This is a genomic window from Phenylobacterium sp. (assembly GCF_022402485.1).
Classification (GTDB): Bacteria; Pseudomonadota; Alphaproteobacteria; order Caulobacterales; family Caulobacteraceae; genus Phenylobacterium.
The window spans coordinates 108859-125038 of record NZ_JAKRSA010000023.1 but is presented as its reverse complement, the minus strand read 5'-3'; the positions used below and the strand labels follow the sequence as shown (position 1 = coordinate 125038).

18 protein-coding genes are annotated in these 16180 nt (G+C 65.0%); 13 read left to right on the top strand and 5 right to left on the bottom strand.

Annotated features, from left to right (window positions below; all coding sequences use genetic code 11):
- Positions 1-181 precede the first annotated feature (181 nt).
- Together MH112_RS08745 and MH112_RS08740 are read left to right on the top strand one after the other, a co-directional pair.
- Positions 182-1033, top strand: coding sequence for a lipid A-modifier LpxR family protein (locus MH112_RS08745; RefSeq protein ID WP_296566601.1), 852 nt, complete (start codon positions 182-184; stop codon positions 1031-1033).
- A gap of 166 nt (positions 1034-1199) precedes the next feature.
- A complete protein-coding gene (locus MH112_RS08740) occupies positions 1200-2243 on the top strand; it encodes a ribonucleotide-diphosphate reductase subunit beta (protein ID WP_296566598.1) in 1044 nt (347 codons plus the stop codon).
- Positions 2244-2300: 57 nt separating this feature from the next.
- On the opposite strand, the gene htpX is transcribed toward MH112_RS08740, so the two are convergent.
- On the bottom strand, positions 2301-3239 hold the full coding sequence (gene htpX, locus MH112_RS08735; RefSeq protein ID WP_296566597.1) for a zinc metalloprotease HtpX: 939 nt from the start codon (positions 3237-3239) through the stop codon (positions 2301-2303).
- Between the two features lie 115 nt (positions 3240-3354).
- On the opposite strand from htpX, the gene MH112_RS08730 reads away from it, so the two are divergent.
- Positions 3355-4806, top strand: coding sequence for an AMP nucleosidase (locus MH112_RS08730; RefSeq protein ID WP_296566594.1), 1452 nt, complete (start codon positions 3355-3357; stop codon positions 4804-4806).
- A 2-nt stretch (positions 4807-4808) separates the two neighbouring features.
- Here MH112_RS08730 and MH112_RS08725 read toward each other — a convergent pair whose 3' ends face one another.
- Complete coding sequence (locus MH112_RS08725; RefSeq protein WP_296566592.1) at positions 4809-5564, bottom strand: alpha/beta fold hydrolase; 756 nt, start codon at positions 5562-5564, stop codon at positions 4809-4811.
- Between the two features lie 76 nt (positions 5565-5640).
- Here MH112_RS08725 and MH112_RS08720 point away from each other — a divergent pair, with 76 nt between their 5' ends.
- The 4 genes from MH112_RS08720 (at position 5641) to MH112_RS08705 (ending at position 9956) form a co-directional block, all read left to right on the top strand.
- The gene (locus MH112_RS08720) at positions 5641-6414 is read left to right on the top strand and encodes a tyrosine-protein phosphatase (RefSeq protein ID WP_296566588.1); all 774 of its coding nucleotides are present in this window, start codon (positions 5641-5643) and stop codon (positions 6412-6414) included.
- Positions 6415-6594: 180 nt separating this feature from the next.
- Positions 6595-7767: an alanine--glyoxylate aminotransferase family protein gene (locus tag MH112_RS08715; protein ID WP_296566585.1), complete on the top strand. Its 1173-nt coding sequence runs from the start codon at positions 6595-6597 to the stop codon at positions 7765-7767.
- Positions 7768-7806: 39 nt separating this feature from the next.
- Entirely contained in the window at positions 7807-9189 is a 1383-nt protein-coding gene (locus tag MH112_RS08710) for an anthranilate synthase component I family protein (RefSeq protein ID WP_296566582.1), read from the top strand.
- On the top strand, positions 9186-9956 hold the full coding sequence (locus tag MH112_RS08705; protein ID WP_296566580.1) for an aminotransferase class IV: 771 nt from the start codon (positions 9186-9188) through the stop codon (positions 9954-9956). Before MH112_RS08710 ends, MH112_RS08705 begins: the two co-directional genes overlap by 4 nt.
- A 14-nt stretch (positions 9957-9970) precedes the next feature.
- Here the strand turns inward: MH112_RS08705 and MH112_RS08700 are convergent, their stop codons facing one another.
- The 3 genes from MH112_RS08700 to MH112_RS08690 form a co-directional block, all read right to left on the bottom strand.
- On the bottom strand, positions 9971-10501 hold the full coding sequence (locus MH112_RS08700) for a TadE/TadG family type IV pilus assembly protein (protein ID WP_296566578.1): 531 nt from the start codon (positions 10499-10501) through the stop codon (positions 9971-9973).
- Positions 10501-11070: a TadE/TadG family type IV pilus assembly protein gene (locus MH112_RS08695; RefSeq protein WP_296566577.1), complete on the bottom strand. Its 570-nt coding sequence runs from the start codon at positions 11068-11070 to the stop codon at positions 10501-10503. Before MH112_RS08695 ends, MH112_RS08700 begins: the two co-directional genes overlap by 1 nt.
- 83 nt (positions 11071-11153) lie before the next feature.
- Positions 11154-11534: a pilus assembly protein N-terminal domain-containing protein gene (locus MH112_RS08690; RefSeq protein WP_296566569.1), complete on the bottom strand. Its 381-nt coding sequence runs from the start codon at positions 11532-11534 to the stop codon at positions 11154-11156.
- 317 nt (positions 11535-11851) lie between these two features.
- Here MH112_RS08690 and MH112_RS08685 point away from each other — a divergent pair, with 317 nt between their 5' ends.
- From MH112_RS08685 to MH112_RS08660, 6 genes are all read left to right on the top strand, one after another.
- Positions 11852-12019, top strand: coding sequence for a Flp family type IVb pilin (locus MH112_RS08685; RefSeq protein ID WP_293319658.1), 168 nt, complete (start codon positions 11852-11854; stop codon positions 12017-12019).
- A gap of 272 nt (positions 12020-12291) precedes the next feature.
- Positions 12292-12459: a Flp family type IVb pilin gene (locus MH112_RS08680; RefSeq protein ID WP_296566563.1), complete on the top strand. Its 168-nt coding sequence runs from the start codon at positions 12292-12294 to the stop codon at positions 12457-12459.
- A 268-nt stretch (positions 12460-12727) separates the two neighbouring features.
- On the top strand, positions 12728-12895 hold the full coding sequence (locus MH112_RS08675) for a Flp family type IVb pilin (RefSeq protein ID WP_293319658.1): 168 nt from the start codon (positions 12728-12730) through the stop codon (positions 12893-12895).
- A 201-nt stretch (positions 12896-13096) separates the two neighbouring features.
- Complete coding sequence (locus MH112_RS08670; RefSeq protein WP_296566753.1) at positions 13097-13621, top strand: prepilin peptidase; 525 nt, start codon at positions 13097-13099, stop codon at positions 13619-13621.
- A gap of 127 nt (positions 13622-13748) precedes the next feature.
- Complete coding sequence (gene cpaB / locus MH112_RS08665; RefSeq protein ID WP_296566559.1) at positions 13749-14621, top strand: Flp pilus assembly protein CpaB; 873 nt, start codon at positions 13749-13751, stop codon at positions 14619-14621.
- On the top strand, positions 14618-16180 hold the full coding sequence (locus MH112_RS08660; protein WP_296566557.1) for a type II and III secretion system protein family protein: 1563 nt from the start codon (positions 14618-14620) through the stop codon (positions 16178-16180). The genes cpaB and MH112_RS08660 overlap by 4 nt, the downstream gene beginning before the upstream one ends.

Below are 16180 nucleotides of genomic sequence, written 5' to 3'. Positions count from 1 at the left end.
GCCGAAGGCCACACGACTGAAGAGCCGGGCGTGCCTTCACGGGGGCGTCCGGTTTCTTGTCTTTTCGGCCCAATTCGTGGCAATAAGTTGCCGCGAGGAACTCTCAGTATCTTCACGACATTCAGTCTTCATGGAATGGTGTCATGTGACCCTGCGGCAATGCGGGGCTCGAGAGGGAACGATGAGGCGTTCGGCTGGAATCATATTGGCTGTGGGTATGGGGGCCGCCGCAACTGGCGCGGTCGCCGAGACCCGGCTGAGATCTGATGCCGAGTTCACCCATTCGGCCTATGCGCTCATGGATGCGGCCTTTGCGCCCCAACCCCTGACCATAGACCCCGACCCGATCCAGACCCTCATCGACCAGGAAGCCTATGCTGCGGGGCAGGGCCCCGTGCGGTGGCGTACCAGCCAAGCGGTCGCCGTGTCGCCCAGCGGCGCCGTCATCGACAGCCTGAGGGTCAGCGTCGGTGGCCCCATGCGGGGTCCAGGTGGTCTGCCGCTCAACCCCGACCGAGCCGAATTCGACCCACAGGCCTATCAGGTCACCATGGTCCGCAACTGGCCCCGGGCCGTCCACTTTGCCGCCGGGGCCTATGACCTGGATGTCACGCCCCACGCGGGGCTTGGTTTTGGTGCGGGGGGCGGGCAGGCCGAGGCCGGGGCCGAACTTCGCCTGGGACAAAGCCGCGATAGCGAGGTCGAGGACCGACTGAACGCCATGGGGGTCCAAGACGGAGAGGCCTTTGGACAGGCCGGGCGATGGTACCTCTTCGCCGCCGCCAGCGGCCGCGCGGTTGGCCTCAATATGCTCCGCGACCAGGGGGGCTGGGACCAGGCCGGCTGGTCCACCGACCAATCCAGTGCCCTGATCGGCGACGCCCATGTGGGGGTTGGCTGGCGCAAGGGGCCCGTGCAGGCCTCGGTGGGCTATGTGCACCGCGAGGTGAAGGGGCAGCACATGATCTGGGGCCAGGAAACCCGAGACGACCAGGTGGTCGCCCTTTCGTTTGCCATCAAGCCCCAGGACTAGGGTAGAGCTTGTCCCCTGCAGTCTCGCAGACGCTGCATCTTGTGGCCACTCTTCAACGTCTAACAACATCTTGGGTCTGAGGGTCCGTTTCCCCCCTGGCGCTCCGGCGGTTCACTGGTATGGTCTGGACCGACACCGCTTCACCCAGATCCAGGGAAATTCCGCCGTGACCGACGCCCCCCACAGCTCCCTGCCAGGCCTCCTGACGCCGTCCTATGCGTACAAGCCCTTCCGCTATCCCTGGGCCTACGACTATTGGAAGAAGCAGCAGCAGGTCCACTGGATGCCCGAAGAGGTGCCCCTGGGTGAGGACGTCAAGGATTGGGCTGCCAAGCTGAATGACAAGGAGCGGGCCCTGCTGACGCAGATCTTCCGCTTCTTCACGCAGTCGGACGTCGAGGTGAACGACAACTACATGGAGCGCTACGGGCGGGTGTTCAAACCGACCGAGGTGAAGATGATGCTGGCCTCGTTCTCCAACATGGAGACGATCCACATCGCTGCCTATGCCCTGCTGCTCGAAACCATTGGCATGCCCGACTCTGAGTTCACCGCTTTCCTCGACTACCAGGAGATGCGGGATAAGCACGACTACATGCAGAAATTCGGCGTCGATTCGAACGCCGACATCGCCCGGACGCTGGCCATGTTTGGCGGCTTCACGGAAGGCCTGCAGCTGTTCGCCAGCTTCGCGATGCTGATGAACTTCCCCCGGCACAACAAGATGAAGGGGATGGGCCAGATCGTCTCCTGGTCAGTGCGCGACGAGAGCCTCCACTGCGAAGGCATCATCCAGCTGTTCCACGCCTTCAACGCCGAAACCAAGGTGGTCACCAAGTCTGTGGCCGACGACATCATCGACTGCTGCAAGACTGTGGTGGGGCTGGAGGACAAGTTCATCGACCTGGCCTTCGAGGCCGGTGAGGTCCAGGGCATGACGCCCGCCGACATCAAGGCCTATATCCGCTTCATCGCCGACTGGCGTCTGCGCCAGCTGCATCTGCCTGAGGTCTATGGGGTGAAGGAAAACCCCCTGCCGTGGCTGCAGTCGATGCTGTCGGGGGTGGAGCACGCCAACTTCTTCGAAGCCCGCTCCACGGAATATTCCAAGGCCGCCACCAAGGGCCAATGGCACGGGGACGCCGGCGTCTGGTCGGAGTTTGATCGTCTGCTGATCAAGCGCACCGAAAACGTCCTGCCGGCGGAGTAGGGGCGAAGCCGCCCCGCTTTCCTCTTAGGCCTGAAGGGAGCGCCCTGCGTCGGGGCCTTACCCCCAGGGGCCGTCCTTGGGCCGGCGGGTGATCGGCACAGCGGTACCCACCGCCCGAGCCGCCCGCTGGACCGGCGCCGCGACCTTACCGGCCATGTCCATCAGTGCCTTAACCCGGTTCTGGGTGGCCGGATGGGTGGAGAACAGGTTGTCCGCGCCACGGCCTGACAGCGGATTGATGATGAACATCTGCCCCGTGGCCGGATTGCGCTCGGCCGGCAGGTTCACCGTGCCTCGGGCATAGTGCTCGATCTTCTGGAGCGCGTCGGCCAGAGCCTCAGGATCACCGCAGATTTCCGCTCCGCCCCGATCAGCTTCGTATTCTCGCGCCCGGCTGATGGCCATCTGGACGAGGCCGGCAGCCATGGGGGCCAAGATCATCAGGGCGATGGTCCCGATCATGCCGCCGGGCCGCTCCTTGTCGCTTCCGCCGAAAAACAGAGCGAAGTTGGCCAGGGCCGAAATCGCGCCGGCCACCGTGGCCGTCACGGTCATGGTCAGGGTGTCGCGGTTCTTCACATGGGCCAGCTCATGGGCCATGACCCCGCGCACTTCCCGGCGATCGAGCATCCGCAGCAGGCCAGCGGTGGCCGCCACCGCCGCATTCTCCGGATTACGGCCGGTGGCGAAGGCATTGGGCTGGTCTGTGGACATCACATAGACCTTCGGCCGGGGCATGCCGGCCCCGTCGGCCATGTCATACACATCGCGCACATAGTTGCGGATCAGCGCCTCAGGGTGGGCATCATCTACCAACTGCGCCCCGTGCATCTTCAGCACGATCTTGTCGGAGTTCCAGTAGCTGAACAGGTTCATGCCGCCAGCCAAGACGAGGGCGATGAGCATGCCGCTGGCGCCGCCGATCATGAAGCCGATCCCCATGAACAGGGCGGTCAGGGCGGCCAGAAGCGTGAAGGTTCTCAGGTGATTGTGCATCTTGCATTCGACGATTGATCTGACGCCCAGATATGGGGAGTCAGGCCAGGTTTTAGCAAGATGGCCTGGTGATCTGACATCTCGAAACCTTCGCCGTGGGGCGCTATGATCGACCATGACAATGAAGAACGATCCCGCCGCCATCGTTGCGCGGCTTAGCGAGGAATACCTCGCCTCGGTAAAGGCCCTTCGGGGTGCCCTGCAGCGCTTTCTGGAGGTTGGCGAGGTTCCAGATCCGGCCCTGCGGGCCAGTGGTGCCTTCACCTATCCCGAACTGCGTCTGAGCTGGCCCCGGGGGGAGGCCTATCCGCGGCTGGCCAGGGCCTATGCCCGGCTCTCGGCGCCAGGCGACTATGCGGTCACGGTGACGCGGCCCGACCTCTTTGCCGATTATCTGGTGGAGCAGCTGACCCTGCTCATGGCCGACTTCAATCTCACCATCGAGGTGGGGCGCTCAGCCCAGGAAATCCCCTTCCCCTACGTGCTGGACGGCACCGTGGACCTCGCCAAGGCTGATGTTGGTGCCGCCGAAATCGCCCGGCATTTCCCGACCACAGACCTGGCCCATATCGGTGACGAGATTGCCGACGGCTTCTGGACTCCAGCCCTGGAAGAAGCCCGCCCGCTCGCCCTTTTCGATGGCCTGCGCACCGACTTCTCCCTCGCCCGCCTGGCCCACTACACCGGCGCTCCAGCCGAGCATGTCCAGCCCTACATCCTGTTCACCAACTACCACCGCTATGTGGACGAATTCGTCGCCTGGGCCTGCACCCAGTTGAAGGCGGGTGGGCCCTATACCGCCCTGTCGGCGGCGGGCCGTGTGGTCGTCACCGCTGAGACCGAAAATCCGGAACTTGTGGTGGCCGAGGCCGCCTGGCGGCGTCATCAGATGCCGGCCTATCACCTGATGGCCAAGGACGGCCGTGGGGTCACCCTGATTAACATCGGCGTCGGTCCGTCCAATGCCAAGACGATTACCGACCACCTGGCGGTCCTGCGCCCCCAGGCCTGGCTTATGATCGGCCATTGTGGGGGCCTGAGGGGCAGCCAGACCATCGGCGACTATGTCCTGGCCCACGCCTATCTGCGCGACGACCATGTGCTGGATGACGTGCTGCCCCCGGAGATTCCCATTCCGCCCATCGCCGAGGTCCAGGTGGCCCTGAACCAGGCCGCCGAGCGGGTCACCGGCGAGGCTGGAGACCTGCTTAAGCGCCGCCTGCGCACCGGCACGGTGGTGACCACAGATGACCGGAACTGGGAGCTGCGCTATTCGCTCTCGGCCCTTCGGTTCAACCAGTCACGGGCCGTGGCCATCGATATGGAAAGCGCCACCATCGCCGCCCAGGGCTACAGGTTCCGGGTGCCCTATGGCACGCTGCTGTGTGTGTCGGACAAGCCCCTGCACGGGGAGATCAAGCTGCCCGGCCAGGCCAATGCCTTCTATGAGCGGGCCATCGGCCAGCACCTGCAGATTGGTCTGGCCACCCTGGACCTGCTGCGCGAAGAAGGCCCCCGCCTGCATTCGCGCAAGCTGCGCAGCTTTGATGAGCCGCCGTTCCGCTGAGCCTAGCGGGCCATGAACTGGACGATCGCCTCGCCCAGCTCCGGCGTGCTGGCGGCGGCCCGATGGTCGCCGGGTACGATGACCAGTTCCCCCTGGGGCAGCAGCTCGACCAGCTCGTGGGGCGAGCCGTTGTCCCGGTCGGTTTCGCCGCAGACCACCAGGGTGGGTGTCCGGATGGCCTGGATTTCGGCCGCCGTCGTCTCCTGAAACGCGGCCAGGACGCCCAGCATGGCCTGGGGGTTAAGGCCCATCTCGGCCATCAGGGCCTGGATGAACTTGCCGGCCCTGGGGTCGCGGGCGTTCGCCCCGTTGCGGATGGAATCTTCAAACATCGCCGCCCGAGCCCCAGCCGCCATGACCCCGGAGGCACCCATGCCACCCAGGGCCATCTTGCTGGGGCGAAGCCCGCCGATCACCGCGCGCACAGAGGTCCGTGCGCCGAGAGAATAGCCCACCAGGTCAAAGTCCTTGAGGCCCAGATGGCCGATCAGGGCAGCCTGGTCCTTGGCCAGAACATCCTGGGGCCAGGCGTCAGCCTCGACTGGGGCACCCGACTGACCATGCCCGCGCAGGTCTGGGGCGAACACCTGAAAGCCCGCGGCGATCAGCCGGTCGGCGTGCCCGGGCAGGAACCAGTTCTGCTGGCCGCTGGAAAAGAAGCCATGCAGCAGGATGATCGGGCGGCCTTGGCCTGCGCTGTGAATGGCGATCTCGACGCCGTCAAAGCTCTGGAATCGGGTGGTCTGGGGCTCTGTCATGACCACCAGCCTGTGGCGCCGCCGGCCCGGCGTCCAGGCCCTGGATTTCATGGGCTAGCGGGTCTAGAGGCTGGCCATGGATCGACATATGGACTTCGAAGGCATCGAGAACTTCCGAGACTTCGGAGGTTACGACACCGCCTGTGGGCGCGGTGTGCGCTCTGGCGTTCTCTTTCGCTCCGCCAATCATGGACGCGCAACCCCGGCCGATCTGGCCCGCCTGCGGGCGCTGGGCCTGGCGGTGGTGGTCGACCTCCGGCGTCCGGCCGAACGGGCCAGGGAGCCGTCCCCACGGCCTGAGGGGTTCATGGCCCATGTGATCGAGAACGATCTGGGCGAGGCCGGCGACCCGTGGCTGGCGGCCCTGAAGGACTCTGACATCAGCGCCGACTTCTTCCGGGCCGACGGGGTCAGGTTCTATCGGGAAGCCCCATTTGAAGCCCGTCATTTGGACCTGTTTTCGCGCTATTTCCGCGCCCTTTCGGCCTCAGAAGGGGCCATTCTGGTGCACTGCGTGGCGGGCAAGGATCGCACCGGCATGCTGTGTGCGCTCACCCACCACATGGCCGGGGTCCATGACGACGACCTGATCTCTGACTACCTCTTGACCAATGACGAGACCCGTATCGCGCGGCGTATTCCGTTCATGATGGATTTCATCGCCGAACATGCGGGACGGGCCCCGACGGAGGCGGCGGTGCGCACCGCGCTCAGCGTCCATTCAGAGTATCTTGAAGCGGCCTTCAGCGTCATGCGCGAGCAGTGTGGATCGCTGGATGGCTATCTGGAGCAGGCCCTGGGGGTCGACAAGGCCATGCGGGCGGCGATCCAAGGCCGCATCCTGGCCTAGATCCGCCAGCGACCTGCGAACCGGCGCCCGGCGATGACCTCCACGTCTGCGCCGGACGCCTTATCGGGACTGAACCTCCGACAAGGTTCAGCGACAAGAATTGCGCTTCCGGGCCGTCTCGGCCTAATCACCTCCCCGTGAAATCAGGCCCGGACCAGGGGCCATCAGCGCGAGGCCGCCATGCAGAGCTTTCAACCTCCCCGTCGGGTCCTGATGGGGCCTGGCCCTTCCGATGTCAGCCCCCGGGTGCTGGCGGCCCTGTCGCGGCCGACCATCGGCCATCTGGATCCGGCCTTTCAGGGTCTGATGGAGGAGATCAAGGCCGCGCTCTCGCGGCTGTTCAACGCCCCAGATCACATCTGCGTGCCCCTGTCGGCGCCGGGCACGGCGGGGATGGAAGCGGCCCTGATGAACCTGCTGGAGCCTGGCGACCTGGCGGTGATCTGCGTCAATGGCGTGTTCGGCACCCGCATGGTCGACATGGCCGGCCGGGCCGGTGCCGAGGTGGTCACGGTGGAGGACGCCTGGGGGACGCCGGTGGACCCCGCCAAGGTCGAGGCGGCGTTGGCTGGGCGCAAGGCCAAGGTGCTGGCCTTTGTTCATGCGGAAACCTCCACCGGCGTGCGCAGTGACGCCGCCACCCTCAGCGCCCTGGCCCGCAAGTATGGGGCCCTCTCCATCGTCGACTGCGTGACCTCCTTGGGCGGCATCGCGGTGGACGCCGCGGCCTGGGACGCCGACGTGCTTTATTCGGGCACGCAGAAGTGCCTGTCTGCCCCCCCGGGCCTGTCGCCAGTGGCCTTTTCCAAGCGCGCCGTGGCGGCCATCGCCGCGCGCCAGGAAAAGCCCCGCAACTGGCTGTTCGATATCGGTCTGCTGATGAGCTACTGGGGGGGCGAAGGCGGTCGCACCTACCATCACACCGCCCCGATCAATGCCCTCTACGGCCTGCACGAGTCCCTGGTGGTGCTGTTTGAGGAAGGCCAGCAGGCCGCCTTTGTCCGCCATGCCCGGATGCATGAGGCCCTGGTGGCCGGTCTCGAGGCGCTGGGCCTGACCATGCTGGTGGCGCCAGATCACCGCCTGCCGCAGTTGAACACCGTCAGGGTCCCCGAGGGCATTGATGAGGCCGCCGTGCGCGACCACGTCCTGACCCACTGGAATCTGGAGCTCGGCGCAGGCCTTGGCCCGCTGAAGGGCAAGGTCTGGCGGATCGGTCTGATGGGCGCCTCGGCGACGCCTTGGCATGTGCGGCTGTGTCTGACGGCCTTGGGCGAAGCCCTGGCGGCTCAGGGCTTTGCAGGGGATCGGGCAGCAGCGCTTGCGGCCGCCGACGCCCAGCTGGTTGCCTGACGGCTTTCCAGCCAGCCCTTTGAGGGCTATGGCGCGGGGATGCGTCGTGTCGTCCAGATCGAAGCTCCCTGGCGGGATCCGGCCCTGGCCCTGGCGGCCTTGGCCGATGAGGCCTGGAGCCTTTGCCTGCTGTCGGGGGGCGGCGGGGCTCGGGGGCGCTGGTCCTATCTGGCAGCTCGCCCCCTGGAGGTCCTGTGGCTTGAGGCTGGGGCACCAGCCGATCCCTTTGCCGCCCTGGCAGTTCTGATCCCGCAGGGCGACATCCTGGCCGATGGCCCACCGTTCCAGGGGGGGCTGGCGGGGCTGGCCACCTATGAATTGGGCGGGCGGGCGCAAGGTCTGGCCCTGTTGCCCCACCCCGATTGGCCGCACTTGGCGGCGGGTCTTTATCCCGCCCTGCTGGCCTTTGACCATGAGCAGCGCCGTCTGCTGGCCATCGGCAGGGGTGACACCACGTCCCATGCCCGCGCCCGCGCCGCTGCGCTGCTTGCCGCCATCGAGGTCGAAGGAGAGAGTGCCGGCGTTGTCCCGCCACAAGGCTTGGCCGGGCCCATGTGCGCGTCCCCGGCCGAGGCCTATGAGGCGGCGGTGGCCGAGGTGGTGAGCCGGATCGCGGCGGGTGAGATCTTCCAGGCCAATGTCGCCCGGAGTTGGTCGGGCCAGCTGGCGCAGGGGATCAGGCCCTATGATCTGTTCGCCCGACTCGCGCAGGATTCCGTAGCCCCCTTCGCCGCCTATCTGCGGCTGCCCGACCGGGCGGTGGTGTCCAACTCTCCGGAGCGTTTCGTGTCTCTGCGCCAGGGGCCCAGTGGGCTGATGGCCGAGACCCGCCCCATCAAAGGCACCCGGCGAAGAGGGTGTGACAGCGCGCAGGACCAAGCCCTGGCCGCCGAACTCCTGGCCAGTCCCAAGGACCGGGCGGAGAACCTGATGATCGTTGACTTGATGCGTAACGACCTGGCTCGGGTCTGTCAGCCGGGGACCGTGAAGGCGCCTGAGCTGTTTGCGATCGAGAGCTTCACCAACGTCCACCATCTGGTGTCGACCGTGACCGGCGTCCTAAGGCCCGGGGAGGGGGCGGCGGACCTCCTGCGCGCCACCTTCCCGCCGGGCTCCATCACCGGCGCCCCAAAGATCCAGGCCATGAAGGTCATCGCCAGCCTGGAGCCGCCGCGCGGCCCCTATTGCGGCTCGATTTTCTGGGCCGGCGTGGACGGCGGCTTTGATTCCAGCGTGCTGATCCGGACGGCGGCCTGTGTTCTGGAAGCGTCCGGGGATGGCGCGCAGCGCTGGCGGGTGGAGGCCCGCGCCGGCGCAGGGCTGGTGGCTGACAGTGAGCCCGTCGCCGAACGCCAGGAGACTGAGGCCAAGATCTCCGCCTTGCTCAAGGCTTTGGGCGCAGACCCTCAGGACGCCTCATGAGCATTCCCCTGGACGATCGCGGCCTCCTGCTGGGGGACGGGCTGTTCGAGACCCTTTGGGTCCGCGACGGGGTTCCAGCCGACTGGGCAGAGCACATGGACCGTATGGCCCTGGGGTGCACAGCCCTGGGCTTACCCGCCCCCGACCCGGACACGGCCTGGACCTCGGCGCAGGACGCTCTCCGTCAGGCGGGGCTATTGTCGGGTTCAGCAGCCCTGCGGATGACCTGGACTGCGGGTTCGGGGGGGCGAGGCCTTGATCGACCGGCCGAGGCCATCCCGCGCCTGTTTGCCACCGCAGCCCCAATGACCCCGTCTCTGGGTCCCCTCCATGTGATCACAGCCCGTGTCCGGCGCAACGCCAGCTCCCTGACCTCCCGGCATAAGACTCTGTCCTATCTGGATAATGTCCTGGCCCGGCGAGAGGCGCGGTTGGCCGGTGCCGACGAGGCCTTGATCCTCAATACCGACGGCCATGTGGCCTGCGCATCGGCGGCCAATCTCTTCTGGCTCTCACAAGGGCGACTGCTGACACCGGCCCTGGACTGCGGCGTTCTGGCCGGTGTGACGCGGGCGCAGGTCCTGCAGCGGGCCTTGGAGGGCGGTCTGGAGACCGCTGAGGTCAAGCTGGGGCCTGACGCCCTTGCCGGCGCTGAGGCCATTTTCCTCACCAATAGCCTTATGGGCGTGAGGCCCGTTTGGTCCCTGGATGGCCGCCGGCTCGATCCAGCGGCTGTGCCCACGTGGTTGGCTCCGCCGAGGGCCTGATCCAGATTCCGGACTCAACAGTCTGTGCAGTTGACCATGTCGATCTTACGCGGCCTAAGATAGTATTTCTGTTTGAACACCATGGTATTTGGCAGGGCGTAATTCAGAGTCGAGTTGAAGCTATAGTTCATCTCGCTCATGATCAGATTATCGAAGGGTGCCATCAGATTGGCCGGCAAGCCGCTGACCGTGGACCCTTTGCCCAGGGCTGAGAGGCCCTTGCCATGGCTCCAGACCACCTTGGGTGAGCCGCTGGCATCGGCGCGGATCGCGGTAATCCGGATGCTCATCCCTGCGGCGTTAAACGGCGACAGGATTTCCTCGGCGACGGAGAAGGTGTCGGTGAGCTCAGACCGGCTCGTCAGGGTGTCCTGTGACACCAGATCGGCCACAACGGCAGTGGCGTGGCTGGACCGGCGCTCGGCCATCAGGGCCATGGTGACTTCCGCCAGGCCCATATAGAGCAGGATCAGCACTGGAGCGATCAGGGCGAACTCGACCGCTGCGACTCCTCGGCGATCCCGGATAAAGCGCCAGACGGTCATCAGCACTTGGCTCCCGTGGGCGGGCTGTCGCTGTAGGGCTCGTTGCGGAACGCCGCCACAGACGAAATCATGCGCTTATTGCCGGGCGCATTGACCAGGGCGCTGGAGAGCAACGGCGTGAACACGGTCCAGGTATAGTAGGTGCGGACCAGGACGATGTCGGTGGGGCCGCCGGGGGACCAACAGGTCTTGGCCGGGTCGAAGTTCCCCCCATTCATCGAAGGATCGTCCCGCAGACTGGTGAAGTCCGAATAGGTACGTACATCCACGTTCAGGTTTGAGGTGCAGCCAGACCCCAGCCAGCTCATGCGATCACAGACCGCCTTTCCAAAGGCTGCTTTGTCCCCGCCACCGGTCTGCATCTGGCCGGTGCGCATGGGCCGTGACGCTGAGGCGGTAGCGCCCTCAAGCGTGGCCGACACCATGAACACCAGGGCCAGTTCCAGGACACCGAAGATCAGCATCAGGAGAGGGCCGGCGATGAAGGCAAACTCCACCGCCGTCGCCCCCTTGCGGGCGTGCGCGAAGTTGCGCAGGACTTGGATCAGATTTCTGGTGGCGCGCGACATTCTGCGGGTTCATCCGAGTTTCCCCAGACCCTAGCGCCACGTGCCTAAGTCTTGTTTAAGCGCAGAAGGATTAGCCCAAGGCCCTATGGGGTTGGGATCCGACCATCTTCGTCGATGCGCTCACAGCGCGGCGCGCAGGCAAAGGTCCGGGCTTCGCCGCCGCGGATATAGGACATCTGACCATAGTCTGGCGTGCTGACCACGATGTCGCGGTCGAACAGTGTCCGGCCGGCAGCGTCCGTCACCACGACGTTGGTGACCCCAAATCCCTTGCCGATGACCACCAGGTCGTGCGGCCCCACGAGGTTCACATCTGCGATCCTGGGATTGGCCACCACCACATTGCGGGCTGTCCCAGCCAGCCGGACCTTGGCGGCCTGATCCAGGTGGACCGACAGGGACGATGCCGATGCCGGTGAGGCGATCAGCAGGGCGATGATGGCGCTGGCGGCGAGACGGCGCATGGCGGTGTCCGGAAACTTTGGGGAACGGTGACCCGAGCCCCAGGGTCGGCGGGAATGGTCAAGAAACCCTGAATCCGACCGACTCGCGCGCGCACGTGAATCATAAAGCAGGATTGGCTGTTTTCCGCCTGAATCGACGGCGTGGTTAATGAAAGCTAATAGTAAACACAAGTAAACCAAAACAATTTTGAATCGAATACTCTTCAGTTTACTCGCCATTAAGCGAGCGGGTGCATTGTGAGGCTGTAATTCGGGGCGAGCAGACCAGCCAGGCCTGATCCCCGATCAATCTGCTCGCCAACATAGGAGATCGAGCAATGTCTAAGTTCGTCACGCGCTTCCTGAAGGATGAGTCCGGCGCCACCGCCATCGAGTATGGCCTGATCGCTGCCCTGATCGCCGTCGTGCTGATCACCGCCCTGAACACCCTGTCGGGCAAGATCGCCGGCACCTTCACCAAGATCGGCACCGCAATGCCGCAATAAGTCATTCGCCGCACTCAAGCGGCGAAGACAAAGACCAGACTTCCAGGGGCCGCAGTGGAAACGCTGCGGCCCCTTTCTATTTTCTTCAATTTTGGCAAACGGCTAGAAGTAATGAGAAACGAAAATGGTCTGATAAAATAAAACGGCAAATCAGAGCGACGCTTCATCAGTGATTAAGCAGGGTGCAACAAAATGACCACTCAATTCGGGGCGAGCAGACCTGACGGGCCTGATCCTCGACACAACTGCTCGCCAGCATAGGAGATCGAGCAATGTCTAAGTTCGTCACGCGCTTCCTGAAGGATGAGTCCGGCGCCACCGCCATCGAGTATGGCCTGATCGCTGCCCTGATCGCCGTCGTGCTGATCACCGCCCTGAACACCCTGTCGGGCAAGGTCGCCGGCACCTTCACCAAGATCGGCAACGCGATGCCGCAATAGGTCACGCGCCGCAGTGACGCGGCGAGGATCGAGACCGGGGAAGGGGCTGTCGCGGGGACGCGACAGCCCCTTCTTCGTTCCCGACCGCCAAATATAAACGCACCATTCATAGTAAATAAAAATAAAACAATACAGAAAATGCGGCAATAACTGCGATATTTACTGTAAGTTAAGTGACCTGCGACATTCTGCCCCTGTAATTCGGGGCGAGCAGACCAGCCAGGCCTGATCCCCGATCAATCTGCTCGCCAACATAGGAGATCGAGCAATGTCTAAGTTCGTCACGCGCTTCCTGAAGGATGAGTCCGGCGCCACCGCCATCGAGTATGGCCTGATCGCTGCCCTGATCGCCGTCGTGCTGATCACCGCCCTGAACACCCTGTCGGGCAAGATCGCCGGCACCTTCACCAAGATCGGCACCGCAATGCCGCAATAAGTCATTCGCCGCACTCAAGCGGCGAAGACAAAGACCAGACCTCCAGGGGCCGCAGTGGAAACGCTGCGGCCCCTTCTTCATAAGCCTGGGCGATGACCTCCGGCGCGGTTCTTCACCTGCGGGAAACCAAGCGTTCATTCCCTTTGGGCAGATTGGCTCGACGGCGGCGCAGGCCGCCAACCACCCGAGAGCTCGCCCGTGATCACTCAAGTCCAGACTGTCCTGCTCGTCATCTGTCCGGCCCTGCTGATCGTGGCGGCCCTGAAAGACGTGACCACCTACACCATTCCGAACTGGATCTCCCTGGCCCTGATCGTGGCCTTCTTCCCGGCGGCCCTGTTGCTGGGACTGCCCTTTGAGGGGATTGGCCTGCACCTGGGTATCGGTGTGGCGGCCCTGGTGGCGGGCATGGTGATGTTCGCCCTGGGCTGGATCGGCGGCGGGGACGCCAAGGTATTTGCCGCGACAGCCCTCTGGCTCGGCTGGCCGGCCAGCGCCACCTTCCTCCTGGTGACAGCCCTGGCGGGGGGCGTGCTGGCCATGACGCTCCTGGCCATGCGGTCAATGTTGTTGCGCCGCTACGTATCGGCCGGACCCAGCTGGCTCAGCCGTCTGGCCGAACCGGGCGAAAATGTCCCCTACGGCCTGGCCATCTGTATCGGCGGCCTCGCCGCCTTTCCCGCCAGTACCCTGGTCCGCGCCATGGCTGCCGCGCCGCCCCTTTAGCGGCTGTTAACCATGGGCGCGGCAAAACCGGCTGATCGCCAGAAGGCGTCAGCAGAAATTGAGTCGCGGCAGTTCGCCTGAAGTGGCGCCCCGCCCTTTCCCCAAGTGGGAGCGTATCGGAAACTTCATGGGCGCCGTCCGCATCGCTATCTTGGCTGCCGCTGCCGTCGCCGCCATCCTGCTGGCCTTCATTGTGCGCGGGATGATGACCGGAGGCGACGCGCCGATCCAAGCCGCAGCCCCTGAGGCCAAGCCCATGGCTCAGGTGCTGGTGGCCAAGGAGGATCTGCCTGTCGGCACCCGCATAAAGTCCACGATGATCGGCTGGCAGGCCTGGCCCGTTGAAGCCCTGAGTCCATCCTTCATCACCGATGGAGCTGTTGCCCGTCCCTCAGCCCCGGCCAGCGCAGAGGGCGAGCCGGACGAAGCAGCGACGTCTGACCCTGAACAAACCGATGATGCCCCCAATCTGGGCTCCAACCCTATTCAGGCCCTCGACGGGGCCATCGTCCGTGAGGCGATGCTGGCTGGTGAGCCGGTTCTGGCGCGGAAGGTGATCCGCGGCGGTGAAGGCGGCTACATGTCGGTCGTCCTGGCGCCCGGCATGCGCGCCATCGCCGTACCTGTGGCGGCAGAAACCGCTGCTGGCGGCTTTATCCTGCCCGGGGACCGGGTTGATGCCCTGCAAAGCCGTGAGTCGGAAAGTGGGACCGGCGGTCGAACCACTGAGACCTTGATGCGCAATCTGCGGGTCCTGGCCGTCGATCAGAACACAGAACCGGCCCGCCGCACCAACACCCTGCTCGGGGCGGTCATCACCCTGGAAGCTCCGGCCGCCGATGTGGATGTCCTGGTTCGCGCCAAGGCCGAGGGTGAGATCATCCTGGTTTTGAGACCCTATACCGACCTCGGGGGGCCTGTGGGCCGCGGTGTCACAGCCGAACCTCAGACGGTCCGAATCTTCCGCGATGGCCAAGTGGCCGAGGTGTCCGTCCAATGAGGATCGCCGGCCTGATCATCCTCGCCGTGGCGAGTCTGCTGACAACCGCCGCCCAGGCGCAGAACCTGGCGGGGGGCCCGTCCGAGGCCCGGCCAGGGTCAACCATCCGGGTTGACCTGTCGGGGGGCGGCGCCACTCAGGCCCTGACCCTGCCGCGGGGCAAGTCGGCGATCATCGAACTGCCGGTGGACGCCCGCGACGTCCTGGTCACCAATCCCGAAGTCGCCGACGCTGTGCTGCGGTCCCCCCGGCGGATCTATGTGCTCGGGATGGCGGCCGGCCAGACCGATGCGGTCTTCTTCGACGGTGCCGGTCGACGGATTCTGTCCCTGGACATCCGAGTCGACCAGGATACCGGTGCGGTGGCCCAGACCATCAACCGCCTGCTGCCAGGTGCCCGGGTCCGGGTGGACGCCATGAATAACAGCCTGATCCTCTCCGGCGAGGTCATGAGCCTGTCGGACGCCGACAAGGCCGTGCAGATCGCCCGGGCGGCGGTGGCCGAGCCCGATCAGGTGCTCAACATGTTGTCCATCGCCGGCAAGGACCAGGTGATGCTCAAGGTGCGCATCATTGAGGTGCAGCGCAATGTCATCAAGCAGCTGGGCTTCAATGCCGAGGCCGTACTCAACCAGGTCGGCGAGCCTCAGTATATGTTCCGCAATGCCGCCAGCTATGCGGTCAATGGCGGTCTGGTGGGCGGTCTGACCGGTGGCTACAACCTTGATACCACCCGGCAGCCGATCATGCAGGGCCCCTGCGGCTGGCCCGATCAGCCGGACGCCCTCTGTGATTTCGTCCGCCGCGACGGGGGCAATTCCGATACCGCCACGATCAAGGAAGGTCTCGCCGGAGACCCTGGCCTCAACCAAGCCGAGGCCATGCTCGAGGCGTTCGAGCGGGTCGGTCTGGTCCGCACCCTGGCTGAGCCGAACCTGACGGCGGTCTCGGGCGAGGCGGCCAAGTTCCTGGCCGGCGGTGAGTTCCCGGTGCCGGTGGGCCAGGATGATACCGGCCGCATCACCATCGAATTCAAGCCCTTCGGTGTCGGCCTGGGCTTCACCCCTGTCGTGCTATCGGGGGGGCGCATTTCCCTGAAGATCTCCACCGAGGTCTCTGAGCTGACCAATGAGGGCGCCTTCACCCTGTCCAACGGGGCTGGCGCACCGCAGCTGGTGATCCCGGCCCTGGCGGTCCGCCGGGCCGAGACCATGGTCGAGTTGCCCTCGGGAGGGGCGATGATGATCGCCGGTCTGCTGCGCGAGCAGACCAAGCAGTCGATCGACTCTCTTCCGGGCATGATGAATCTGCCGGTGCTCGGCGGGCTGTTCCGCTCTCGGGACTATCTGATGGGTGAGAGCGAGCTGGTGGTCATCGTGACCCCCTACCTGGTTCAGCCGACCTCCCCAGATCGCCTTCAGACCCCGGCCGATGGCCTGCAAATCGCCAGTGATCCTGAGACCCTGCTGCTGGGCCGACTGAACCGCGCCTATCGGGCCAAGCCCCAGCCCCCCGGTGGCCCGTCCTATCAGGGCCCCTATGGCTATGTGATCGAATGA